A 23,298-nucleotide genomic window follows, 5' to 3' on the forward strand; every position below is an offset into this window, starting at 1 on the left:
CCGGGGTAAGCCGCAGCGCCCGACACGGTGGAGGGGGACCTGATGTCTGACAGTCACACCGCACTGCGATCGATGCACGACCTGGGCCTGGCGGCCTGGTTCGGCGGCTCCCTGATGGGAGCGTTCGGCGTCAACGGCGCCGCGGCCCGCATCGACGACTCGACCAAGCGGCTCTCGACGGCCTCGACCGGCTGGACCCGGTGGACCCCGGTCAACGCCGCCGCGATCGGCGCGCACCTGGCCGGTGCGGTCGGCGAGCTGGTCACCGAGAGCCCGCGGATGGCCGCCCAGCGGGGCGTCGGCCGGGCCAGCACGGTGAAGACCGCGCTGACCGTCGGCGCGCTCGCGGTGACCGGCTACAGCCGGCTGCTCGGCATGCGTCTGGCCAAGGCCGGCACGACGTCGGTGCAGGGCGTGACCGAGCCCAACGGGCAGACCCCGGCGCACGTGGCCGCCAGCCAGCGCCAGTTGCGGATGCTCCAGTGGGCCATCCCGGCGCTGACCGGGGCACTGATCGTGGTCACCGCGTACATGGGTGAGCAGCAGAAGCCCGGGCAGGTGCTGCGCGGGATCCTCGGCCGGGCGAACGGCCTGGCACATGCGCCGGGCCGGATGGGCAAGGGTGCCGGCGGGATGGCGGCCATGCACGCGGTCCGGCGGCACATGGCCATGAACGGCCGCTGACGGCCGACCGGCACGACGCGCGCACCGACCGCGACCGCCGGCGTACCGACAGGCGAGGTGGCCATGAGCGACAGGGACAGGCAGGACCGGGGACCGGAGAGCGTCGCGCCCTGGGGCACCACGGACGGCTTCGACGCCGACCCGCCGTGGGGTGCGGGCGAGCACTCGCCGATGGACGAGGGCAGCGAGGAGACCGCGGTGCCCGAGGGACGGCGGGGCGAGCGGCGGGCGGCGGACGGGTCGCCGCAGCGGCCCGAGGGACGGCACGGGTTCGGTTCGGTGGAGCCGACCCGTACGCCCAAGGCCGGACCGGGCGCACCACCGGACCCGGCCCCGGCGAGGCGGCCGTTCCCGGACGACGTGGCCGGCGAGGATCTGCCGGACAACGCGCTGGAGGAGGCGACCGGTATGCACACCGAGGGCTCCTGGCACGGTTGAGTTTCGGTCCGTGCCGTCCGGTCAGGACGGCACGGACCGGGCCGCCTTCACGCCGAGCAGCGCGGCGCTGGGCCTGGCCGGCGCAGCAGGTGTTGAACAGCACGTGCGTTCGTCGACCTGACCGGCGAGGTCGGTGAGCAGCTCCGACCAGCGGCGCAGTTCCTCGTCGCCGTAGGCGTAGCGGAAACGTTCCTCCTTGTCGCCGCCGTCCCAGGCGGTGCTGTGCCCGTGGAACCGGATCATCGCCAGCCGGGCGGTGGCCAGCGGGACCGGTCGCCCGGATCGGCAACCGATGGGGCACGCCGTCCGCCCTCGGGTTTGTCCGGGCGTCGGCCGGGGAGGCAGCCGGTGGACGAAGGAGGCGACAGATGCGCGCGTTGAGGCTGCCCGCCTGGAAGAGCGAACCGGAACTGGTCGAGATCGACGAGCCGACACCCGGCCCCGGCCAGGTGGTGGTGAAGATCGGTGGTGCCGGGGCCTGCCACTCGGACCTGCACCTGATGCACGACTTCGACTCGGGCACGCTGCCCTGGGGGCCGCCGTTCGTGCTGGGGCACGAGAACGCCGGCTGGGTGCACGCTCTCGGCGCCGGGGTGACCGGGTTGGAGGTGGGCCAGCCGGTCGCGGTCTACGGGCCGTGGGGCTGCGGTGTGTGTGCCCGCTGCCGGGTCGGCGCCGACAACTACTGCGAGAACCCGGCCGCCGCGCCGGTGCCCGGTGGCGGTGGTGGTCTCGGCCTGGACGGTGGCATGGCCGAGTACGAGCTGGTGCCGGCCGCCCGGCACGTGGTGCCGTTGCCGGACGGGTTGGACCCGGTGCAGGCGGCGCCGTTGACCGACGCGGGGCTGACCCCGTACCACGCGATCCGTCGGTCCTGGCCCAAGCTGGTGCCGGGCAGCACGGCGGTGGTGATCGGCATCGGCGGCCTGGGGCACGTGGGCGTGCAGATCCTCAAGGCCACCACCGCCGCCCGGGTCGTCGCGGTGGACACCCGGGACGAGGCGTTGCGGCTCGCGCAGGAGTGCGGCGCGGACCTGGCGTTGAAGTCCGGGGCGGGCACTGCCGACGAGATCCGGACGCTGACCGGCGGCCGGGGTGCCGACGTGGTGCTCGACTTCGTCGGCGCGGACCCCACCCTGAAGCTCGCCGTCTCGGTGGTGCGGACCGTCGGCGACCTGACCATCGTGGGTATCGGCGGCGGCTCGCTGACCGTGGGCTTCTTCACGGTGCCGTACGAGGCCAGCGTGCAGACCACCTACTGGGGCAGCCGACCGGAGCTGATCGAGGTGCTCGACCTGGGGGCACGCGGTCTGGTCCGCCCGAAGACCACCACGTTCGGGCTAACCGACGCGTTGGAGGCGTACCGCCGGATGCAGGACGGCACGCTGGAGGGCCGGGCGGTCATCGTGCCGTGAGGGCCGGCCCGCCTACAGTGATCATGTGGTCGCCGCGCTGGAGCTCTATCTGGACACCGTCGCCACCCGCCGGATCCGGGTGCTCTGGGACGCCCTGGAGGCCGAGGGGGTGCAGAGCATGCGGTCCCTGCTGGAGCAGCGGCACCGGCCGCACGTCTCGCTGGCGGTCGCGCCGCGTCTCGACCCGGAGCAGGTGGCGGCGGCGCTGACCGGCACCGTCGTGGCGGCGCCGCTGCGGCTGTCGTTCCAGCACGCCGGCCAGTTCGTCGGCCGGGTGCTCTGGCTGGGGCCGGTGCCCACCACGGACCTGCTGGCGCACCACCGGCTGGTGCACGACCGGCTCACCGCCGCAGGTGTCGGGCTGGTCGAGCACTACCGGCCGGACCGCTGGGTGCCGCACTGCACGCTGTCCATGCGGGTGCCGAACACGTTGATGGCGATCGCGGTCCGCCGCTGCCTGGAGGTTCTGCCGCTGGAGGCCACCGTGATCGGTGCGGCGCTGACCGACCACGCCCGGGGCATCTCGCACCCGCTGTCCTGACGCGCCGGGGCTCAGCTCGACGGGTCGGCGCGGCCGTGCCGCCAGTAGCCCATGAAGGCCACCGCCCGCCGGTCCAGGCCGCACTCGGTGACCAGGTGCCGGCGCAGGGTACGGATGACACCCGCCTCCCCCGCCAGCCACGCGTACAGCGGCGCGGACGGCAGCGCGTCGGGCACCTCCCAGAGGATCGCGCGGTCCACGTCCACGTCGTCGACGAGCTGACCGCCCGACGCGTACGCCCCGGACACGCCCGCCCCGACCGGCAGCGCCCGGGCCAGCAGGTCCTCGGCGGCAGCGGCCACCGCGGGGACCAGTCGGGCACCGTACGGCCCACCGTCGCGCGACAGCCAGGTCACCTCGACGCCGGGCGGCACCACCAGCGGCAGCGCGTCCGCCGCCGACGGCACCTCCAGCAGCACCCGGCCCCGGGCGTCGGACGGCAGCCGCTCGCAGATCCCGCCGATCGCCGGCACCGCCGTCTCGTCCCCGGCGAGCAGCAGCCGACCGGTGGACGGCGGACGGAACTCCCGTCCACCGTGGTCGCCGTCGTACCCGGCGTCCGGGCCGGCGATGGCGATCTCGTCGCCGGGGCGTACCCGCCGCGCCCACCGGGTCGCCGGGCCGGAGTCACCGTGCAGCACCAGGTCGACGTCCACCTCGTTGAGATGGGGCCGGACCGCCCGCGCGGTGTAGGTGCGGATCGGGTTGCGCAGGTGCTCCGGCAGGGCCCGCCACTGCGCGTACCAGTCCGGCCCGTGCGGCAGGTCCGCCCCACGCTGGCCGGGCAGCGGCAACGCCAGCTTGATCCGCTGGTCGTAGCCGTTGTCGGCGAAGCGGTCCAGGTCCGGGCCGGTGAAGGTGACCCGGACGAAGGAGGGGCTGAGCCGGGTTACCGCGCGGACCTCGACGGCGAACAGCCGCCAGGGCGTGATCGGCAGGGTGTGGGTCATGGTGCCTCTCTGGTGCGGACCGGTGGCGCGGCGGAGCGTCACCGGGATCGGGGCGCGGCGGCGCGGGAACGCCACAGCAGCCAGACGAAGTACGGGGTACCGATCATGGCCGTGACCAGGCCGGCGGGGATCTGTGCCGGAGCGATCACGGTGCGGCCGAGGGTGTCGGCGAGACTGACCAGTCCCGCGCCGAGCAGCGCGGCGACCGGGAGGACCCGACTGTGCCGTCCACCGACGAGCGCGCGGGCGGCGTGCGGGGCGACCAGGCCGACGAAGCCGATCACACCGACGGCCGAGACGGCGGTCGAGGTGAGCAGCGCCGCCGCGCCGAGGGCGATCAGCCGGGTCCGTTCCAGCCGGACGCCGAGCACCCGGGGGGTGTCGTCGTCCAACGTCATCAGGTCCAGCTCGCGGCGGGCGGCGACCACCGCCGGGGTGAGCACCAGCAGCGCGATCGCCACCGGCAGCACCTGGGCGGCGGTGCGCCCGTAGGTGGAGCCGGAGAGCCAGGTGAGCGCCTTGCCGGTGTTCCACGGGTCGAAGGCCACGATCATGAAGGTGATCATCGCCATGCCGCCCTGCCAGGCCCCGAACCCGATCAGGACCAACCGGTCGGAGCTGAGCCCGCCGCGCCACGCGGCACCGTAGACCAGGGCGAACGCGAGCATGGCGCCCAGCCCGGCCACCCCGGAGACGGCCCACACCCCGGCCAGCGGCACGAAGGTGAGCAGCGAGACCGCGCCCAGGCCGGCTCCGGCGGTGATGCCGAGGATGCCGGGCTCGGCCAGCGGGTTGCGGCAGACCGCCTGCACGGTGGTGCCGGCCACGGCCAGTGCCGCGCCGGCCAGCATCGCCGCGGCGACCCGGGGCCAGCGCTGGTCCAGCACGAAGGTGTACGCGGGCCCGGTGTTGCCGTTGATCCAGTTGACGATGTCGCCGAACAGCACCCAGGTGTCCCCGAACAGCATGCCGAGCAGCACCGCCGCGCCGGTGACGGTGGCCGCCACGACGAGCACCGTGCGGTGGAAGGCGGCGGAGCGTACGGCCGCGTGACCGCCCGGCGGACGACGGGTCGGTCCGGCGTCGCGGTGCCGCCGGGCCAGCCAGATCAACACGGCCGCGCCGAGCAGGGTGGTCACCACGCCGGTGGGGATGTCCACCCCGGCCTGGCCGCCCATGACGGCCCGCAGCAGCACGTCGGAGCCGAGCACGATGATCACCCCGGCGATGCCGGAGAGCGGCAGCAGCACCCGGTGCCGGTGCACGCCGGGCACCACCGAGCCGAGCAGTCGGACGATCACCGGCGCGCAGAGACCGACGAATCCGACCGGCCCGGTGAGGGTCACCGCCGAGGCGGAGAGCAGCACGGCCAGCACCGTGACGATCAGCCGGGTACGGCGTACGTCCAGGCCGAGCACGGTGGCGGTGTCGTCGCCGAGGGCGAGGATGTCGAGGCGGTGCCCGAGCAGCATCAGTGCCACGACGGCGATGCCGAGCACCGGGGCGAGCTGGGTGAGCGCGTTCAGGTCGCTCTGCACCAGCGAGCCGTTGCCCCAGGCGAACAGGCCGATGGTGGCCTGCTCGAAGAGCAGGAGCAGCAGCATGGTCACCGAGCTGAGCGCCATCGCGGTCGCCGAACCGGCGAGGATGAGCCGGGTGGTGCCGGCCTGCCCGCCGGAGGACATCGCCATCACCAGTCCGGCCGCCGCGAGCCCGCCGCAGAAGGCGAGGCCACCGGCGGGCAGCGCGGGCAGCGCGATGCCGAACGCGGAGACCGAGACGATGGCCAGGTGCGCGCCGGCGTTGACGGCGAGCGTGTCCGGCGAGGCCAGCGGGTTGCGGGCGATCGACTGGAGGGCCGCGCCGGCGAAGCCGAGGGCGACACCGATGGCCAGCCCGGCGAGCAGCCGGGGCACCCGGGAGGCGACCAGGACCCGGACCGTCTCGTCGTCGCCACCGGTGAGCAGCCGCAGCAGGTCGAGCGCGCCGACGGCGGAGGTGCCCTGGGTGAGGTGCACACCGGCGACCACCAGCAGCAGTGCGCTGGCGGCGACGAAGGCCCCGACGACGCGAGGGGCCGAGACGCGCCCGGCCGGAGCCGGCCCTCGGGCCGGCTCCGTACGCGGGGGTGCGGACAGGGTGGTCACACCGCGTAGGTGTTGACGAACTGGTCGATGTACTGCTTGCCGGAGAGCGGCCCGCCGAAGGTCCAGATCCCGTCCGGCATCCGGTGCAGGTTGCTCTGCTGGACGAAGGGCAGCGACTTCCAGATGGCGTTGTCGGCGAGACCGTCGGCGAAGACGTCTTCGCCGTCCGAGGCGTTGTAGAAGAAGTGCAGGTCCGGGCTCTTGAGCACGGTCAGGCCCTCGACGTCGGTCTGGCCCAGGCCCCACGCCTCGTCGACCTCGCCCTGCCAGGCGTTGGTCAGGCCGAGCTGGATGCCGATCTGGGAGACGAGCGCGCCCTGGCCGAACATCCGGATGCTGACCGTGCTGCCTTCCTTCCAACCGTCGGCGATGGCGAACGGCTTACCGGCGGCACCGGCGTCGGCGATCTTCTTCTTGCCGTCGGCGACCGCGGTGTCGAAGTCGGCGAGCAGCTTCTCCGCCTCGGCGGTCTTGCCGACCGCGGCGGCGATCATGTTGACGTCGGCGCGCATCCGGCCGAGGTTGTCCGTGGCGTCGCTGCCCTTGGTGACGACGACCGGGATGTACTTCTCAAGCTGCGCGATCGTGCCGGCACCGCGGTCGTCCGTCATCACCACGAGGTCCGGCTCCAGCGCGACGATCGAGTCCACGCTCGGTTCGCCCCGGGTGCCGACGTCCTTGACGTCGGCGTCCAGCTTGGCGGCCGTGACCCAGGTGGCGTAACCCTTGGGGTCGGCGACACCGACCGGCATGACACCGAGGCTGACGAGTATCTCGACCTCGCCCCACTCCAGGCCGACGACCTTGGTGGCGGGCTTGTCGAGCGTGATCTCCTTGCCCCGGCTGTCGGTCAGGGTGACCGGCCCGCCCGTGGCGGAGGGGGTGGAGGCGGGTTCGGAGGTGTTCTCGGTGGTGCCGCAGGCGGCCAGCACCAGGGCGGTGGCGGCGGCGACCAGGGCCGTGACACGGGTACGGGACATGATGTTCTTTCTCGGGATGGGTTGTACGGACCGGTCCGGGATCAGACCGGGATGCGGGTGAGGTGGCGGCCCACCGGGCGGGTGGTGACCAGACCACTGAGCGGGTCGACGACGACCTCGATCCGGATGCCGTAGGTCTCGGTCAGGTCGTCCTCGGTGAAGACCTCGGCCGGGGTGCCGGTGGCCCGGACCCGGCCGCCGTGCAGCAGCACCACCTCGTCGGCCACGGCGGCGGCCTGGTTGAGGTCGTGCAGCACCACGCCGACCGCGACACCGTGGTCGTCGGCGAGGTCCCGCATCAGGTCGAGGATCTCGACCTGGTAGCGCAGGTCGAGGAAGGTGGTCGGCTCGTCGAGCAGCAGCACCGGGGTGTCCTGGGCCAGGCAGGTGGCCAGCCAGACCCGCTGCAACTCGCCGCCGGACAGCTCGTCCACCGGCCGGTCGGCCATCGCGGTGACCCCGGTGACCTCCATCGCCCGGCCGATCGCGGCGGGACCGTCGGGGTCGTCGGCGCGCCAACGCCCCCGGTACGGGTGCCGACCGTAGCCGACTACATCACTGACCGTGACCCCGTTGGGGACCGGTCGGCTCTGGGCGAGCAGGGTCACCCGGCGGGCGTACTCCTTGGCGGGCAGGCGGGCGGCGGCGGACCCGTCGGCGAACAGCACCGCGCCGCTGTCGATCGGGTGCAGCCGGGCCAGTGCCCGCAACAGGGTCGACTTACCACTGCCGTTCGGCCCGACCAGGGCCGTCACCGCACCGGGGCGGAGCGTGATCCCGGCACCGTGCACCACCGGCGTGCCGTGGTAGCCCAGGTGGAGGTCGGCTCCACGCAGGCTCTGCTCGACGCCGTCCGACGCCAGTACGCTCGACATGCGGTTAGGCTAACCTAACCTAACTCGCTGTCAAGACGGGGCCCCCGACACCGGTCGGCGCAGCGGCCCGGTTCGACGCGACTCGATGGCAGGCCGGCGCGACACCGCCCACCCAGGTCACCCGGACCCCCGGCCGGCCGCACCCGGGACCGCGGACCGCACCCACCCGTCAGCCGGTGCCGAATCGGTACCGGGGTGGGAGGACAGACGAACGCGAGCAGCGGTAGCGTTGCGCGTCATCGCAGCCGGGCGGCCGGTGTGGCGCTCGCGATCGTACGGAGGATGGGGCATGTCCATCGGCGAGGAACCGTTCGCAGCCCGCGACGACCTGGCCTCGCGGCCGAACTTCGAGGTCACCCTGCGGGGGTACGACAAACGGCAGGTCGACCGCTACGTCGAACAGGCCGACGCCCGCATCGCCGCGGTCGCCGCCGACCGGGACCGGGCCACGTCGCACGTACGGGACCTGACCGGCAAGCTCCAGGCGTTCCAGGTCGAGGTGACCGAGCTGCGCCAGCGGCCGACCCAGATGGACCGGGCGTCCTTCCGCGACCTGGGCCCGATGGTCGACCAGATCCTGGACCTGGCCGAGAAGCAGGCGACGGCCATCGTGGACACCCACACGTCCCGGGCCACCAAGCTCCAGGCGGAGGCCGAGAAGACGCTCGCCAACGCGCGCGAACGGACCGTCAAGGCGCTGGCCGACCTCGACGAGGAGTTGGCTGGCCGACGGGCCGAGCACGAGAAGACGTACGAGGAGAAGCGCGCCACGGCCGAGGCGGAGCTGACCGAGATCCGCGAACGCGCCGAGAAGCTGCGTGCCGAGGGTGAGTCCGCACACGAACGCGCCCAGCAGGAGGCGCAGCGCATCGGCGAGCAGTGCCGCCAGCAGGTGGAGCAGGCCCGCTCGGCGGCGGAGGCGCTGACCACCTCCGCGCGTACCCAGATCCACCAGGAGATCCAGGCGGCCCGCACCAAGAGCCAGCAGGAACTGGCCCAGTGGCGGACCACCGTGGAGGAGGAACTCGCGGAGCGGCGGTCCAACGCCGAGGAGGACCTGGCCGAGCAGCGGGCGTCGGTCGAGCGCGAGTTGGCCGCCCAGCGGTCCGCCGCCGAGCAGCGGGTCAGCTCGATGATCGCCGACGCGCAGCAGTACTCGGCCGAGATCCGCAAGCGCGCCGACGAGCAGGCTGCCGAGACCCGCAAGTTCAGCGACGAGCAGGCTGCCGCCGCCGAGGAGCAGTTGCACACCGTCCAGCTCCAGGTCGGCGAGCAGCAGGAGGCGCTGGCCCGGTTGCAGGAGGAGCTGGACGGCGCCCGGCAGCAGCTCGACGAGACCCGGCGGGACAAGGAGGCCACCGACGCCGAGCTGACGCGGCTGCGCCGGCAACTGGAGGAGACCGGCCGCGACCTCGCGGCGGAGAGCCAGCGGCTGGACGAGGTGCGTCGGGCCGTCGAGGCGGCCGAACGGCACGCCAAGGAGACCCGGGCCCGGGTGCAGCGGGAGGCCAAGCGGGTCGCCGACCTGGCGGCGGCGGCGGTCATGGCGGCGGCGGCCGGCGGCACCGAGACCGCCGAGTACCCGGTGGTGGGCGCACGCCCGGCCGCCCGGGTCAACGGCGAACCGGCCCCGGCGACCGGCGCGCACCACTCCCCGGCGACCGGTGACCCTCGCGCCGAGGCGGCCGGTCCCGGGCCGGGCGGTCCGCAGCGGCCGGCGGTCGACGGCTCCGCGGCGGGCCCGGACGGCACCACCGCCGGTCCGGACGCGTCCCGTCCCGACGCCGACGTCCTGCGTTCCGGCGAGGACCCGGACGGTACCCGCACCGAGGTCGGCTCGGCGGACACCGCCTCCGGCGACCCGGTGGGCAGCGGTGGCGCGGCGGGCACCTCACCTGGCCCGGACGGCACCGCCTCCCCGACCGGCTCCGAGGGCACCGGCCCGGCGCAGTCCGGTCCGGTGGCACCGAACGACGTGGCGGCGTTGGCGGACCCGGTGGCGCGGGCGGCGGCGGTGGTCGCGGCCGGCGGGAAGGGCGGCATCGACTGGTTCGCCGGTCCGCCGGTCACCGAGGACGAGGCCGGGCACCCGGTCGTCGCCGCCAACGGCACCGCGCCCGAGCCCACCGCGCGCTGAGTCGACCGGGTCGGGCCGGTGCGGGGCGCGTCCCCGCACCGGCTCACCCGCCGACCGTGCTCAGCACGGTCGGCGCGGCAACCAGCCGAGGAACCGGTCGCGGGCGTCGGCCGGCGGCAACCCGGGCAGGTCCCGGGCGGCGGCGAGCAGACACGAGCCCAGATAGACCGCGAGCGCGGCGCGCGCTCCGCCGAACTCCGCCAGCAGTTGGCTCTGCTTCACCGCGCACGGCCATTCCTGACCGCAGCCGGTGCAGGTCCAGGCGGGCGGCGAGGGCAGGTGCTCCGGCGGTTTCGTCGAGCGGTAGCGGGCGTTCGCGCTGTTGCCGCGCCCGGTGTGCGGACGCGCCCCCCGGACCGTGTCGTCCGCCTCCGGCGGACGGGTGGCGAACAGTTCCCGCCGGGCCAACCCCAGCGCGCCGCCGGTGCGGACCAGTGCGTCCGGGCCGGGCCGGTGCCCGACCAGCGCCCCCAGCAGGTGATGTCCCAGCAGGTCGAACGCGTCGGGCCCGAGGTCGAGTTCCCGACACAGCCCGATCAGTCGCAGCGGCGCCGTCACCCGCTGTGTCACCAGCGCCGAGCGCAGCACGTCACGGAAACCGTCCCCCAGTGCCCCCAGCCGGCTCCCCACGATGCTGGTCAGGATCGTCTCCCCGGTGATCCGCCGAAGCGCTTCGGCCGTCGCCCGGCGGACGATGTCAGTCGGATCCCTACCCTCCAACACCCCACCCCTCCCGTCCGTACGCGTCGCGCGGCTACCTCTCCTTCGGACACTCGTCGCGAGATCGTGGAAGTCGCTCTCCGGCTGGTCGCGCGCACGCCCGGGTGCCCGGTCGACCGGTCCGAGAACGAAGTCCCCCGTCTTCGGCAACGATCGAGCACCGGTCGACGCGACGCATACACGATGAGAAATCTCTGGGATTCCTTCCTATGTGGATGCCGTAGGTGGGATTCCTTGCATTTGGCCGCACGGGCGTCGGTGTCTCCCTGAGCGACGGCCACGGCGCGCCGACCGCCTGATCCCCATCGACTCCGGCCGGTGCCAGAATCGCCACATGCCGCGTTCGCTCGTCGGCCGGGACGCCCTGTTCGACCTGGCCTGGCGCGCGCTGGGCGAGCCCGGCCCGGTGCTGTTGGAAGGCCCGGCCGGGATCGGCAAGACGACCCTGCTGCGAGCCCTGGTCGCCGAGGCGACCCGGGCCGGGTGGTCGGTCCTCTCCTGCGCGCCGGCCGAGTGCGAGACCGACCTGCCGTTCGCCGCTCTCGCCGACCTGCTCCGCCCGCTGGCGGACCTGGTGGTGGACCTGCCGCGTCCCCAGCGGGTGGCCGCCGAGGTGGTGCTGCTCACCGGTGACAGCGACGAGACGTTCGACGAACGGGTGGTCGGTGCGGCGACCCGGACGCTGCTGGAGGCGGCGCTCGCGGTCGGACGACCGGTGCTGGTCGCGGTGGACGACACGCCCTGGCTGGACCGACCGAGCGAGCGCGCGCTGCGGTTCGCGCTGCGCCGACTCGACCCGGCGCCGGCCACGCTGGTGAGCTGCCGCACCCCGGCCGGACCGGCGCCCTGGGCGGCTCCGCTCGGGCTCGACACCGGCCCCCGCCGGCTGACCCGGCTGGCCCTGGCCCCGCTCGACGTGGCCGCGCTGCACCACGTGCTGCGGGACCGGATCGACGCCCCGCTGAGTCGCCCGCTGCTCGCCCGGATCGCCCGCGAGGCGGCCGGCAACCCGCTGGTCGCCATCGAGGTGGCCCGCGCGGTACAGCGCCTGCCGCAGCCTCCCGAGCCGGGACAGGAGCTGCCGGTGACCGCCTCCATGCACCACCTCCTCGGCGAGGTTCTCGCCGGGCTGCCGCCGCGCTGTCGGGACGCGGTGCGGTTGGCCGCCCTGCTCGGCGTACCGGTGCTCGGGGATCTGGCGACGGCCGGGGTCGGTCCCGGCGCGTTCGACGCCGCCGAGGAGGCGGGGCTGTTGGTGGTGACGCCGCAGCGGGTCGAGTTCGCCCACCCGGTGTACGCGGCGGCGGTCCGCGCCGGCATCCCGCCCGGCGTACGGCGGGCCCTGCACCGCCGACTGGCCGAGGCGGTGGCCGACCCGGACGAGCGGGTCCGGCATCTGGCGCTCTGCGCCACCACGGCCGACCCGGTGGTGGCCGACGCCCTGGCGGCTGCCGCGGCACGGCAGCACGCGCGTGGGGCGCCGGAGGCCGCCGCGACCCTCTACGAGTCCTCGGCGCGCCTCACGCCGACCGACGACCGTCAGGCCCAGGGGCGGCGGCGGCTGGCGGCGGCCCGGTGCCGGTTCGACTGCGGAGACCATCCGGGTGCCCGGCTCGCCGCCGAAGCGGTGGCCGACGAGTTCACCGGCGACGTCCGCGCCGAGGCCCTGCTGCTGCGGGCCGTGGTGGCGTGGAGCGCCGACGAGCCGGGCGTCACCGCCGTCGAGGCCGCCGGGCAGGCCCTGACCGCGACCCGACCGGACTCTCCCCTGGCCGGTCGGATCCACGCCCACCTGGCGCTCTTCGTCGATCTGCCCGATCCGGCCCGTACGCACGCCGAGGCGGCGGTCGGTCTGCTCACCGGGCCCGGCGGCGACCCCGCGCTGCTGGCCGCCGCGCTGATGAACCTGTTCTTCAACGAGGTACGCGCCGGAGCGCCGCCCCGCACCGACCTGCTCGACCGGGCACTGGCCATGGAGGGGGCGGAGCCGTCCTGGCTGGCCGGCACGATCCCGGCCGTCTGGTGGAAGGGCATCGACGACCTGCACCGGGCCCGGGAGCGCCTGACCGGGCTGCTGGACCGGGCCACCGCACGCGGGGACGAGCCGTCCCAGTACGAGCTGCTCAAGCACCTCGGCGAGACCGAGCTGCTGGCCGGTCGCTGGACGGCGGCCGAGCGGCACATCGCGGCGGCCCGCGAACTCGGCGAGTTGCTGGGCACCGAACTCACCGCCGAGACCTGGCTGGCCGCGCTGCTCGACGCGCTGCGGGGGCGGCTCGACACGGCGGCCCGGGTGGCCGAGGCGGGCGCCCGACTCGGCGACGAACTCGACGACGACTGGTGCCGTCGGATCCACCTGCACCTGGGTGCGTTCGTCGCGCTCAGTGCCGGGCGGACGGTCGACGCCGCCGCCGGGTTCCGGCGGCTCGCCGCGATATTCGACCGGATGGGCCTGGCCGAGCCGTTGGCCCAACGCTTCGAGCCGGACTGGATCGAGGCGTGTGTCGGGGTCGGCGACCTGGTCACCGCGCGGGCGACGCTGGCACGGCTGGCCCAGCGGCACCGGCGGCTGCCGCGTCCCTGGACGCTGCTCGGGTTGGCGCGCAGCCGGGCGCTGGTGGACAGCGCCGACGGGATCGACCCGTCGGCCGCGCTGGCGGAGATCGACGCCGCGCGGGCCGCGGTGCCGCCGGACGTCCTGCCGCTGGATCGCGCCCGGTGTCTGCTGGTCGCCGGGGTGGTGCACCGCCGGTCGCGTCGTAAGCGACAGGCCCGGGAGGCGTTGCAGGTCGCGGCGGCCGAGTTCGACGCGCTCGGGGCGGCGGCGTTCGCGCAGCGGGCCCGGGCCGAGGCCGGCCGCCTCGGTGGCCGCCCGCCCGCCCCGTCGGACCTCACCGCGACCGAGGAACGCGTGGCCCGGCTCGCCGCCCTGGGCCGCACCAGCCGGGCCATCGCCGACGAACTGTTCGTCAGCCCGAAGACGGTCGAGACGAACCTCTCCCGGGTCTATCGCAAGCTGGGCATCTCCCGCCGGGCCGAGCTCGGTGCCGCGCTCGCGCGGACGGCGACCGGCGCCCGGGATCCGGTGGCGGGCGTCGAAAGCTAGGGAAACACCGGATTCCTTCCCGGTCCGCCGACCGTAGCGTCGAGACGTCACCCGACGGTCGGCCGAAGAAGGGAGCAGGACACGTGCGGCGAAAGATCCTGCCGGCGCTCTGCGTGGCGGTGCTCGTTCTCACCGGATGCGACAACGGCGGCACCGAGGCGCCGGCGACGCCGGACACGGGAGCCGGCGCAGACACCGACTTCGACCTGCCCGTCGACACGGCCGACACCGTCCGCCCACCCTGCCCGTTCACCGCGGCGCAGATCTCCGAGTTCGTCGGGGAGCCGATGGAGGACCAGGGCACCTGTAGCTTCGGCGACGGCAAGGGGGTGGCCCAACTGACCGTGACCACCGCCTCCCGGCTCGCCGGCGAGAGCACCTACGACTACCAGCGTCAGCAGGCCGGGCAGATCTATCCGACGGTGACGGAGGTCGGCGACGGCGCGAAGGGTTACCTGGCGGTCAAGGACATCGGCGCCGAGGCGGTGCTGGTCGGCGACGGCGGCGCCTACACCGTGACGCTGAGCAGCTTCGCCCGCCTCGGTGCCCGCCCCGACGGGTACGAGCAGGCGCTGCGTCGGCTGCTCGACGCCCTGCCCCGGTGACGGCGCGGCGGAGGGAGACGACGATGAGGCACCTGTCCACCGCCGCCCGGCTCACCGTGACGGCGCTCGTGACGGCCGTACTCGCCGCCTGTGGCGGGACCGCCGAGCCGGCGGCGGCACCGCCACCGGCGGCACCGACCGGGACACCCGGGCCGGAGCCGTCGAGCGAGCCGCCCGCGCCGCCGGACGCGCCCGAGGTCGACGCCTGCGCGCTGGTGACCAAGGCGGAGGCCGAGGAGTTGGCCGGTACACCGTTGGAGGACCCGGTGGCGGTGCGGGACACCTGCACGTACACCGGGCCGGTCTCGGGGCCGTTGGCCCAGGTGGAGGTCTTCGTCGGCGACGGGGCGAAGAAGATCCTCGACGTCGACCGGGACCTCGATCACGAGTTCGAGACGCTCTCCGGCATCGGGGACGAGGCGTACCTGGAGGAGGGGGCGGTCTTCGTCAGCGTCTCCGGAACCTGGGTGGCCGTCCGGCTGGTCCGGCTGGACGACCCGGCCGGGTACGTCACGCGCCTCACCGACGTGGCCCGGACGGTGGCCGGGCGCTTGTGACCCGTCCGCAGCCCGGTCACGCGCGATCGGGCTGCGCCTCGGGGTCCCGGGGCCCCTCCTCCTGCCGCCGCCCGAATCGCTGCCGGACCGACTCGCTGGCCTGCTCCTCCGGGCAGCCGAGGGTGCGCAGCAGGTCGGTGGCGACGGTCCGGATCTGCGCCACCACCACGCTGCCGGAGAAACCGACCCCCTCCTGGTACGCCTCGGCGGCCCGGTCCACCGCCTTGAGGATCAGCCCCTCGGTGCGGCCGGTGTGGTGCCCACTCTCCGCGGTGATCTGCATCAGCGCGAGGGAGTCGCCGAAGTAGTGCACCGCCGCGGGCAGACCGGTCGGCACCGGTTCGTCGTCGCGGACCGCCGTGGCGGCCCGACGTAACAGTTCCTGGCAGCCCCGCACGGCCAGGTCGAGATAGCGCACGCCGCGTTCGTAGTGCTCGAACTCGGACCGGCGATGCCACCGGGCCGGCGAGATCGCCACCGCCTCCTGTGCCCCGGCGACGGCGTCGGAGATGAGTTTGACCTGCGGGTCGAGGGCGGTCAGGGCGTCCCGGGCCCGGGCCACCGCCTCGGCGTCCCGGGACGACATGCCGTCGGCGCCGGTGTGCAGTTGCTCCATCAGCACCATGAACAGCGGACGGGCCGCCCGCTGCACGAGCCGGACCGGGTTCACCGGCAGCACCGCCACCACCAGCACGGCGGCCAGTCCACCGATGGTGGCGTCGATGATCCTGGGCACCTCCAGCCCCCGTTGCACCGGCGCGAGCGTGGCGATCAGGACGGCCGTGCCGCCGGCCTGGGTCACCACCTGGCCGCCCCGGCTCAGCGTGAGGGCGAGCAGGATGGCCAGCGTGACGACGGTGCCGATCTGCCAGGGCCCGGTGCCGATGACCCAGATCAGGGCGTCACCGACCACGATCCCGGCCAGGACGCCGATCAGTAGCTCCACGGTGCGTCGGGTCCGCCGACCGATCGCGGCGGCGATCGTGCCCACCGCCGCGCTGGGTGCGAAGACCGGCGAGGGATGCCCGAGAACCTGGTGCGCGACCGTCCAGGCGACGGCGGCGGCGACCCCGGCCTGCACCGCGAGGATGGCGTACAGCTCCAGCGTCCGGCGCCGTTCCTGCCAGCCGATCCGTCCGCTGAAGCCGCCGACCGCGCGCGCGACCACCCCGACCACACTCCCGACGGCGTCCCGTAGCCATCCGCGGTCCCGTTCGTCCGTCGCCGTCACGCCGCCGACTACCCGCCCGGGCTGACCTCATTCGCTGGTACGCGTCCGACCACCCGACTCGGTACGGGCACCGACGACCGCCTTGCCGTGACACAACGCCCCTACCTGCGCAGAAGCACTCAATATCAGCTTTGGTCGATTGACAAAGTTGTTGATCCCAACTTATGGTGCGAGCCGGCCGGACGTTTCCGGTGGTCCCGGCGGCGCTCGGCCAGCATCCCGTCGACACCATCACCACACCGAGGAGCGTCATGGCCGGGCTGAGAGGCACACTACGCAGGACACGATGGCGGTTCGGCCTGGTCACCAGCGGGATAGCCGTGTTACTGGCCGGCGTCGGCCTGGTCAACGCGGGTGCCGCGTACGCCGCCGCGGGCTGCCGGGTGGTCTACTCCGCCCCCAGCCAGTGGCCCGGCGGCTTCACCGCCAACGTCGACCTGACCAACCTCGGCGACCCCGTCAACGGCTGGCGGCTGACCTGGACGTTCCCCTCCGGCCAGCGGGTGACGCAGACGTGGAACGCCACCGTCACCGCCACCGGCAACGACGTGACGGCCACCAACGTCGGCTACAACGCCGCCCTGGGCACCAACCAGAGCGTCTCGTTCGGCTTCAACGGCACCTACACCGGCACCAGCAACGCCGCGCCGACCTCGTTCGCCCTCAACGGGGTCACCTGCACCGGGAGCGTCGGCCCGACCACGCCGCCGCCGACCACGCCACCGCCCACCACGCCACCGCCCACCACGCCACCCCCGACCACCCCGCCGCCGGTCGGTGACGCGATGGCGTACGTGGCCGCGATGCAGCCTGGCTGGAACCTCGGCAACACCTTCGACGCGGTCGGCGCCGACGAGACCGCCTGGGGCAACCCCCGGGTCACCCCGGCGCAACTCGACGCCATCCGGGCCCAGGGCTACAACAGCATCCGCATCCCGGTGACCTGGAGCAACCGGCACGGCCCGGCACCCTCGTACACGATCGACGCGGCCTGGCTGAACCGGATCAAGGAAGTCGTCGGCTGGGCGCTGGACGACGGCTTCTACGTGATGATCAACATCCACCACGACTCGTGGCAGTGGATCCACGAGATGCCGACCAACCGCACCACCGTCCTCAACCGCTACAACGCGCTCTGGACCCAGATCGCCGCCGCGTTCCGGGACGCCTCGCCGAGGCTGCACTTCGAGAGCGTCAACGAGCCGCAGTTCGCGAACAGCTCCGGCGACGCCCAGAACGCGCAGCTCCTGCACGAGCTGAACACCTCGTTCCACCGGATCGTGCGGGCCTCCGGTGGCAACAACGCCACCCGGATGCTGGTCCTGCCGACCCTGCACACCTCCTCCGACCAGCCCCGCATCGACGAACTGGTGAGCACCTTCACCCAACTGGGCGACCGCAACCTGATCGCCACCGTGCACTTCTACGGCTACTGGCCGTTCAGCGTGAACGTCGCCGGCGGCACCCGGTTCGACGCGGTCACCCAGCAGGATCTGATCGACCGGTTCGACCGGGTGCACAACGCCTTCGTCGCCCGGGACATCCCGGTCGTCATCGGCGAGTACGGGCTGCTCGGCTTCGACCGACACACCGGCACCGTGCAGCAGGGCGAGAAGCTCAAGTTCTTCGAGTTCCTCGGTCACTACGCCCGCACCAAGCGACTCACCACCCAGCTCTGGGACAACGGCCAGCACTTCGACCGGATCACCTTCCAGTGGAGGGACGCGGAGCTGTTCGCCCAGATCAAGTCGAGCTGGACGACCCGCTCCGGCACCGCCTCCGCCGACCAGGTGTACGTGCCGCGTACCGGCTCGGTCACCGCCAAGTCGCTGACGCTGAACCTGAACGGCACCACCTTCTCCGGGCTGCGGCAGGGCACCACCACCCTGGCGCAGGGCACCGACTACACGATCTCCGGCAACCAGCTCACGCTGACCGCGAGCGCGCTGACCCGGCTGGTCGGCAGCCGGGCGTACGGCGTCAACGCCACCCTGCACGCCCGCTTCTCCACCGGCGTGCCGTGGCGGATCGACATCGTGACGTACGACCCGCCGGTGCTGTCCAACTCCACCGGCACGACCGCCGCGTTCGCGATCCCGACCCAGTTCCGGGGCGACCAGCTCGCCACCATGGAGGCGAAGTACGCCGACGGCAGCAACGCCGGCCCGCACGACTGGACGTCGTACAAGGAGTTCGACGTCGCCTTCGCGCCCGACTACGCCGCCAACCGGATCACGCTGACCTCCACCTTCTTCGGTGAGGTACGCGACGGCGCCCCGGTCACCCTCACCTTCCACTTCTGGAGCGGTGCCCGGGCGACCTACCGCGTCACCAGGTCCGGCACGGCGGTCACCGGCGTCACCGGCTGAGCGACGGTGCCACCGGCCGCCCTTCGCGGCCGGTGGCACCCACCGGTCATGATGGAATCATGATCCGATTCGTGCTGAACGTGTTGTGGCTCATCTTCGGCGGCGGGATCGTGCTGGCGATCGGGTACGGCATCGCGGCCCTGATCTGCTTCGTGCTCGTCGTCACCATCCCGTTCGGCGTCGCGTCGCTGCGGTTGGCGTCGTACTCGTTGTGGCCGTTCGGCCGGACCCTGGTGCCCAAGCCGAATGTCGGCGTGGCCTCCGGCGTCGCCAACGTCATCTGGGTCGTCCTGGCCGGCTGGTGGCTCGCGCTGTCGCACATCGTCGCCGGGGTGAGCCTCTGCCTGACCATCATCGGGATCCCGTTCGGGGTGGCCAACTTCAAGCTGGTGCCGGCGGCGATCTGGCCGCTCGGGCAGGAGGTCGTCCCCGCGCCGTAGCGATTCCCTGCTCGACGCCGGGTCGGGACGGCCACAATCAAGGCGTGGATCGGGTGCTGACGGTGATCGCCGCCCTTCCGCCGGTGGTCGTCCTGGTCCTGGTGTTCGCCCTGCCCGCGTTGGAGTCCTCCACCCTGCTCGGGCTGGTCGTCCCGGGTGAGACCGCCGTCCTGGTCGGCGGTGTGGTCGCGCACGAGGGTCACCTGCCGTTGTCGGCGGTGGTCGCCGCAGCCGCAGCCGGGGCGTGCCTCGGCGACCAGGTCGGCTACCTGCTGGGACGGCGATACGGGCCGGCGGTTCTCTCCCGTGCGCCCGCCGCCGCACGGCGGCGCCTCGACCTGGACCGGGCTCGGCGTCTGGTGGCCGAGCGGGGTGCGGCGGCGGTGGTCGTCGGCCGGTGGGTGGCGGTCCTTCGGGTGGTGGTCCCACTGACCGCCGGGGCCAGCGGCATGCGCCGGACCACGTTCGGGTGGGCCAACGTGACCGGCGGGCTGCTCTGGGCGGCGGCGGTCTCCGTGCTGGGCTACCTCGGCGCGGCCTCCTACCGCTACCTGGAACGGGAACTGGGCATCGGCACCGAGGCGCTGTTGGGCCTGGTCGTGCTGGGCGGGCTGCTCGCGCTGGCGCGCAGGCGGCGCAGGCGGCGTCAGAACAGGGTCGACCAGTAGTCCCAGAAGCGCACCAGCACCGCCAACAGGATCACCGTGTACCAGGCGACCAGGATGAAGCTGTGGTAGCCGGCGAGTCCGGCCAGCCGGGCCGGTGGTGACGACGGCGGCACCCGACGCAGGTGGTGCAGCGTGGTGTAGACGAAGATCGCGATCATCACCACCCAGACCACCATGCAGTACGGGCAGAGCGCGCCGATGACGTACAGGCTCTGGTAGATCAGCCAGTGCACGAAGATCACGCCGAACGTGGCACCGGCCTGGAGACCGGCCCAGATCCAGCCGGGCAACCGTACCCCGGCGAGCAGCACGACGCCGAGGGTGGTGACCACCGCGAAGCCGGCGATGCCGAGCAGCGGGTTCGGGAGGCCGAAGGCGGCGGCCTGCGGGGTGGTCATCACCGAGCCACAGGACAGGATCGGGTTGATGCTGCACGTCGGCACGTAGTCCGGATCACCCAGCAGGTTGATCTTCTCGACGGTGAGGGTCGCCGCCGCGAGCAGACCCACGGCGCCGCCGACGGTGAGCACCCACGCGGTGACCCGGGCGAGGAAGGTCGCCTCCGGTGCGTCGGTGTCCGCCGGCCGAAGGGCCGGGTCGGCGCTCATCCGGCGAGCGCGGCGTCGATGGCGGCGATCATGTCCGCCTGGGTACGGACGTTGGTCAACTGCCGCCCGTTGAGGAAGAACGTCGGCGTGCCCTGCACCCCGGCGGTCTCGCCGTCGGCCCGGTCCCGGGCCACCCGCTCGGCGGTGGCCGGGTCGTCGAGGTCCCGCCGGAACGCCTCGACGTCCAGGCCGAGGGTGCGCGCGTACCCGGCGAACGTCTCGGTCTGCGGGGTCCGCTGGTGCCCCCACGCCTCCTGGTTCTCGAACAGCACGGTGTACATCTCGGCGAACCTGCCCTGGTTGGCGGCGGACTGGGCGGCCCGGGCGGCCAGCTCGGCGTTGGGGTGGCTGGGGATCGGGAAGTACCGCACCACGAAGGTGATCCGGTCCTGGTAGGCGTCCAGGAGTTCGTTCACCGCCGGGTAGACCGCGCCGCACGCCTCGCACTCGAAGTCGAGGAACTCCACCAGGGTGACCCTGCCGTCGGTGGCGGTGGAGAGTCGGTGGCTGTCGTCACGCACCAGCACGGCCGGATCGACCGGTTGGCCGTCGGCGCGCGAGCCGGCGTTCCGGTTGATCGTGGTCAGGCCGATCATGACGAGGATCACCACCAGGATCATCGCCAACGTCAGTCGCAGGTTCCTCGTCATGCGGGCGTCAACCTTCTCTGCGGGAGCAGCCCATGCTGCACCGGTCGGCTGGCAGATAGCTGAGAGCAGCCTGGACGGGAACTCAACCGCGTACCCGCCGGTCACGTTCGGCCAGCTCGGCGAGCATCCGGTTGTAGGCGGCCAGTTCCGGGTCCTCGCGTCCCTCGGCCTCCGCGCGGTCGGCGGCCCGGTCACGGCGGCGGGCCTCCCGCCGGTCGGCCTGGATCCACTGGTACATCAGCGCACCCATCACGATCACCGTGGGCAGCTCACCGAAGGACCAGGCGATGCCTCCGGCGGCCTGCTGGTCGGCCAGCGGTGTCGGCCCCCACGGCCGGTCCAGCGCGATCCACCAGTCGGCGGCCAGCACGGTCGCGGACTGCATGAGCGCGACGCCGAGGAAGGCGTGCAGCACCATGCTGATCAGCACCAGGACCATCTTCAGCGGGTACGGCACCCGGCGTGGTGCCGGGTCGACCCCGATGACCGCCCAGAAGAAGAGGTATCCGACGGCGAGGAAGTGCACGACCATCGCCAGGTGGGCGGCGTGCGAGCGGACCGCCAGCTCGTACAGGCCGGTGAAGTAGAGCACGTAGAGGCTGGCCACGTAGACGACGAGCGCCACCACCGGGTGGGTCAGCACGCGGGAGGCCCGGGAGTGCAGGCCCGCCTGGAGCCACTCCCGGGGACCCGGCCAACGCGGGTCGACGGCCGGTCGCAGTGCCCGCAGCGCGAGCGTGACCGGCCCGGCCAGCACCATCAGGATCGGCGCGACCATCATCAGCAGCAGGTGCTGCACCATGTGCACGCTGAACAGCACCGGACCGTACCGGGCCAGGCCGCTGGAGGTGGCGACGACGATCACCACGCAGCCGAGCAGCCAGAACGCGGTACGCGCGGCGGGCCACGCGTCGCCACGCCGCCGCAGCCGCCACACCCCCGCGAGGTAGAGCGCCGCCGCGCCCAGGACGGCGGCGACGACCAGCGGTTCCGGCAGCCAGAGCCGGGTCACCGTGGCCACGCTCATCGGCGGCGGCATCGGGAAGCCGAGCAACGCGGTCGCCACGTCCCCGTCGGCCCCGACTGCCGGCACCGGGGTACGCGACAGCGCCACCGCGGCACCGACGGCGGCCCCGAACAGCAGCGTCTCCACGACGGCGACCCGCACGAACGGGCGTCGCCGACCGGCGACCAGGGCCGGCATCGTGGACCGCCGGTGCCACTGCCCGAGCACCGCGATCACCGCCAGCACCGCGGTCTTCACCAGCACCAGCCGCCCGTACCCGGTGCCGGTCAGGTCGGCCGGGCCGGTCAGCCGTACGCTCGCCGACAGCGCTCCGGACACCCCGACCGCGACCAGACAGACCAGCGCCAGCGGGGAGAACCGGCGCACCGCGACCGCGAGGTCGGCGGCGGCGCCCCGGGCGGTGACCGCCAGGGCGAGCAGCCCACCGGCCCAGACGGTGACCGGCACCACGTGCAGCAGCAGGCCGGACACGGCCACCTGGTGGTTGCTGGCCGAGGCGGCGTGCCCGGTGAAGACCGGCGGCACCACCGCGGCCAGGGCTGCGGTCAGCGCCACCACCGCCCCGGACGGACGTAGGCTGCGGGCCGCGACGACGGCCGCGACCAGCGCCAGCGCTCCGCTGAGCGCCAGGGACCGGCCCAGCGACACGGTGCCGACGAAGTTCAGTACCGCACGGACCGACAACACCTGTGCGGCGGGCAGCCCGAACAGGTCGACGAGCGTCCAGCAGACCGCGACCCCGGCGGACACCGCCCAGGCGGCAGCGGTCCACGCGGCGGCGCGCAGCCGCCGGTAGCCCAGCGGGGAGAATCGGCCGCCGTCGTCGCGCGGGGACAGCACGGTGGCCGCCACCAGCAGCCCCACGGTGGCCACCGCGCCGATCTGCATGCCGAGCCGGGCGGCCGGCAACAGCCAGGCCGCGGTCGGGTCCGGGTCGGGCAGCCCCGGTGGAGTCGGCGGTACGCTGCCGCCGCCCCACCGCAGCAGCACGGCGGCGGCAGCGGCGGCGACCAGGACCAGGGCGGCGGGCACCAGCACCGGACGGCGCAGGACCAGGGGTGGGACGAGGTGGTGCGGGCGGTTCAACGACGACTCCCGGTGCGGGTGGTTTCCCAGGTAGTCGGCGCGGCGGGGCTCCGGGTTCCCGGCG

21 protein-coding genes are annotated in these 23,298 nt (G+C 73.6%); 11 read left to right on the forward strand and 10 right to left on the reverse strand.

All coding sequences use genetic code 11. The features are described 5' to 3' along the window. Nucleotides 1-42 precede the first annotated feature (42 nt). Both ACIBMZ_RS05500 and ACIBMZ_RS05505 read left to right on the forward strand, forming a co-directional pair. On the forward strand, nucleotides 43-684 hold the full coding sequence (locus ACIBMZ_RS05500; RefSeq protein ID WP_396691360.1) for a hypothetical protein: 642 nt from the start codon (nucleotides 43-45) through the stop codon (nucleotides 682-684). 63 nt (nucleotides 685-747) lie between these two features. After that, nucleotides 748-1,122 carry a hypothetical protein gene (locus tag ACIBMZ_RS05505; RefSeq protein ID WP_396691362.1) on the forward strand — a complete coding sequence of 125 codons (375 nt, stop codon included), beginning with the start codon at nucleotides 748-750 and terminating at the stop codon, nucleotides 1,120-1,122. Nucleotides 1,123-1,143: 21 nt separating this feature from the next. Here ACIBMZ_RS05505 and ACIBMZ_RS05510 read toward each other — a convergent pair whose 3' ends face one another. Continuing rightward, entirely contained in the window at nucleotides 1,144-1,365 is a 222-nt protein-coding gene (locus ACIBMZ_RS05510) for a hypothetical protein (RefSeq protein WP_396691363.1), read from the reverse strand. Nucleotides 1,366-1,490: 125 nt separating this feature from the next. On the opposite strand from ACIBMZ_RS05510, the gene ACIBMZ_RS05515 reads away from it, so the two are divergent. Both ACIBMZ_RS05515 and ACIBMZ_RS05520 read left to right on the forward strand, forming a co-directional pair. Then, nucleotides 1,491-2,537, forward strand: coding sequence for an NAD(P)-dependent alcohol dehydrogenase (locus tag ACIBMZ_RS05515; RefSeq protein WP_396691365.1), 1,047 nt, complete (start codon nucleotides 1,491-1,493; stop codon nucleotides 2,535-2,537). A 25-nt stretch (nucleotides 2,538-2,562) separates the two neighbouring features. Further along, a complete protein-coding gene (locus ACIBMZ_RS05520; protein ID WP_396691367.1) occupies nucleotides 2,563-3,078 on the forward strand; it encodes a 2'-5' RNA ligase family protein in 516 nt (171 codons plus the stop codon). An 11-nt stretch (nucleotides 3,079-3,089) separates the two neighbouring features. On the opposite strand, the gene ACIBMZ_RS05525 is transcribed toward ACIBMZ_RS05520, so the two are convergent. Genes ACIBMZ_RS05525 through ACIBMZ_RS05540 form a run of 4 tightly spaced genes read right to left on the reverse strand, consistent with a single transcriptional unit; the run spans nucleotide 3,090 to nucleotide 8,030 of the window. Further along, on the reverse strand, nucleotides 3,090-4,028 hold the full coding sequence (locus ACIBMZ_RS05525) for a siderophore-interacting protein (RefSeq protein ID WP_396691369.1): 939 nt from the start codon (nucleotides 4,026-4,028) through the stop codon (nucleotides 3,090-3,092). A 38-nt stretch (nucleotides 4,029-4,066) separates the two neighbouring features. Continuing rightward, a complete protein-coding gene (locus ACIBMZ_RS05530; protein ID WP_396691371.1) occupies nucleotides 4,067-6,175 on the reverse strand; it encodes an iron ABC transporter permease in 2,109 nt (702 codons plus the stop codon). Then, on the reverse strand, nucleotides 6,172-7,155 hold the full coding sequence (locus ACIBMZ_RS05535; protein WP_396691373.1) for an ABC transporter substrate-binding protein: 984 nt from the start codon (nucleotides 7,153-7,155) through the stop codon (nucleotides 6,172-6,174). Before ACIBMZ_RS05535 ends, ACIBMZ_RS05530 begins: the two co-directional genes overlap by 4 nt. Before the next feature lie 41 nt (nucleotides 7,156-7,196). Then, nucleotides 7,197-8,030: an ABC transporter ATP-binding protein gene (locus tag ACIBMZ_RS05540; protein WP_396691374.1), complete on the reverse strand. Its 834-nt coding sequence runs from the start codon at nucleotides 8,028-8,030 to the stop codon at nucleotides 7,197-7,199. A 289-nt stretch (nucleotides 8,031-8,319) separates the two neighbouring features. Between ACIBMZ_RS05540 and ACIBMZ_RS05545 the strand changes: the two genes are divergently transcribed. Then, nucleotides 8,320-10,167 carry a hypothetical protein gene (locus ACIBMZ_RS05545; protein WP_396691375.1) on the forward strand — a complete coding sequence of 616 codons (1,848 nt, stop codon included), beginning with the start codon at nucleotides 8,320-8,322 and terminating at the stop codon, nucleotides 10,165-10,167. A 60-nt stretch (nucleotides 10,168-10,227) separates the two neighbouring features. Here ACIBMZ_RS05545 and ACIBMZ_RS05550 read toward each other — a convergent pair whose 3' ends face one another. Further along, nucleotides 10,228-10,890 carry a hypothetical protein gene (locus ACIBMZ_RS05550; RefSeq protein ID WP_396691377.1) on the reverse strand — a complete coding sequence of 221 codons (663 nt, stop codon included), beginning with the start codon at nucleotides 10,888-10,890 and terminating at the stop codon, nucleotides 10,228-10,230. A gap of 331 nt (nucleotides 10,891-11,221) precedes the next feature. Between ACIBMZ_RS05550 and ACIBMZ_RS05555 the strand changes: the two genes are divergently transcribed. From ACIBMZ_RS05555 to ACIBMZ_RS05565, 3 genes are all read left to right on the forward strand, one after another. After that, the gene (locus ACIBMZ_RS05555) at nucleotides 11,222-13,993 is read left to right on the forward strand and encodes an ATP-binding protein (RefSeq protein WP_396691379.1); all 2,772 of its coding nucleotides are present in this window, start codon (nucleotides 11,222-11,224) and stop codon (nucleotides 13,991-13,993) included. 83 nt (nucleotides 13,994-14,076) lie between these two features. Next, the gene (locus ACIBMZ_RS05560) at nucleotides 14,077-14,598 is read left to right on the forward strand and encodes a hypothetical protein (protein ID WP_396691381.1); all 522 of its coding nucleotides are present in this window, start codon (nucleotides 14,077-14,079) and stop codon (nucleotides 14,596-14,598) included. A 23-nt stretch (nucleotides 14,599-14,621) separates the two neighbouring features. Continuing rightward, a complete protein-coding gene (locus ACIBMZ_RS05565) occupies nucleotides 14,622-15,155 on the forward strand; it encodes a DUF3558 family protein (protein WP_396691382.1) in 534 nt (177 codons plus the stop codon). Nucleotides 15,156-15,171: 16 nt separating this feature from the next. Here ACIBMZ_RS05565 and ACIBMZ_RS05570 read toward each other — a convergent pair whose 3' ends face one another. Continuing rightward, nucleotides 15,172-16,386: an aromatic acid exporter family protein gene (locus ACIBMZ_RS05570; RefSeq protein ID WP_396691384.1), complete on the reverse strand. Its 1,215-nt coding sequence runs from the start codon at nucleotides 16,384-16,386 to the stop codon at nucleotides 15,172-15,174. 251 nt (nucleotides 16,387-16,637) lie between these two features. Between ACIBMZ_RS05570 and ACIBMZ_RS05575 the strand changes: the two genes are divergently transcribed. Genes ACIBMZ_RS05575 through ACIBMZ_RS05585 form a run of 3 tightly spaced genes read left to right on the forward strand, consistent with a single transcriptional unit; the run spans nucleotide 16,638 to nucleotide 19,863 of the window. Next, complete coding sequence (locus tag ACIBMZ_RS05575; RefSeq protein ID WP_396691386.1) at nucleotides 16,638-18,755, forward strand: cellulase family glycosylhydrolase; 2,118 nt, start codon at nucleotides 16,638-16,640, stop codon at nucleotides 18,753-18,755. Nucleotides 18,756-18,814: 59 nt separating this feature from the next. After that, the gene (locus ACIBMZ_RS05580) at nucleotides 18,815-19,195 is read left to right on the forward strand and encodes a YccF domain-containing protein (protein WP_396691387.1); all 381 of its coding nucleotides are present in this window, start codon (nucleotides 18,815-18,817) and stop codon (nucleotides 19,193-19,195) included. Between the two features lie 44 nt (nucleotides 19,196-19,239). Beyond that, entirely contained in the window at nucleotides 19,240-19,863 is a 624-nt protein-coding gene (locus ACIBMZ_RS05585; RefSeq protein ID WP_396691389.1) for a DedA family protein, read from the forward strand. On the opposite strand, the gene ACIBMZ_RS05590 is transcribed toward ACIBMZ_RS05585, so the two are convergent. From ACIBMZ_RS05590 to ACIBMZ_RS05600, 3 genes are all read right to left on the reverse strand, one after another. After that, nucleotides 19,842-20,471 (reverse strand): vitamin K epoxide reductase family protein, encoded by a 630-nt coding sequence (locus tag ACIBMZ_RS05590; protein ID WP_396691390.1) that lies wholly within the window; start codon nucleotides 20,469-20,471, stop codon nucleotides 19,842-19,844. The two genes, ACIBMZ_RS05585 and ACIBMZ_RS05590, sit on opposite strands and share 22 nt — an antisense overlap. Continuing rightward, on the reverse strand, nucleotides 20,468-21,121 hold the full coding sequence (locus tag ACIBMZ_RS05595) for a DsbA family protein (RefSeq protein WP_396691393.1): 654 nt from the start codon (nucleotides 21,119-21,121) through the stop codon (nucleotides 20,468-20,470). Before ACIBMZ_RS05595 ends, ACIBMZ_RS05590 begins: the two co-directional genes overlap by 4 nt. 82 nt (nucleotides 21,122-21,203) lie before the next feature. Further along, on the reverse strand, nucleotides 21,204-23,204 hold the full coding sequence (locus ACIBMZ_RS05600; RefSeq protein WP_396691878.1) for a cytochrome c oxidase assembly protein: 2,001 nt from the start codon (nucleotides 23,202-23,204) through the stop codon (nucleotides 21,204-21,206). Nucleotides 23,205-23,298 lie beyond the last annotated feature (94 nt).

This window comes from Micromonospora sp. NPDC049900 (assembly GCF_044461025.1).
Classification (GTDB): domain Bacteria; phylum Actinomycetota; class Actinomycetes; order Mycobacteriales; family Micromonosporaceae; genus Micromonospora.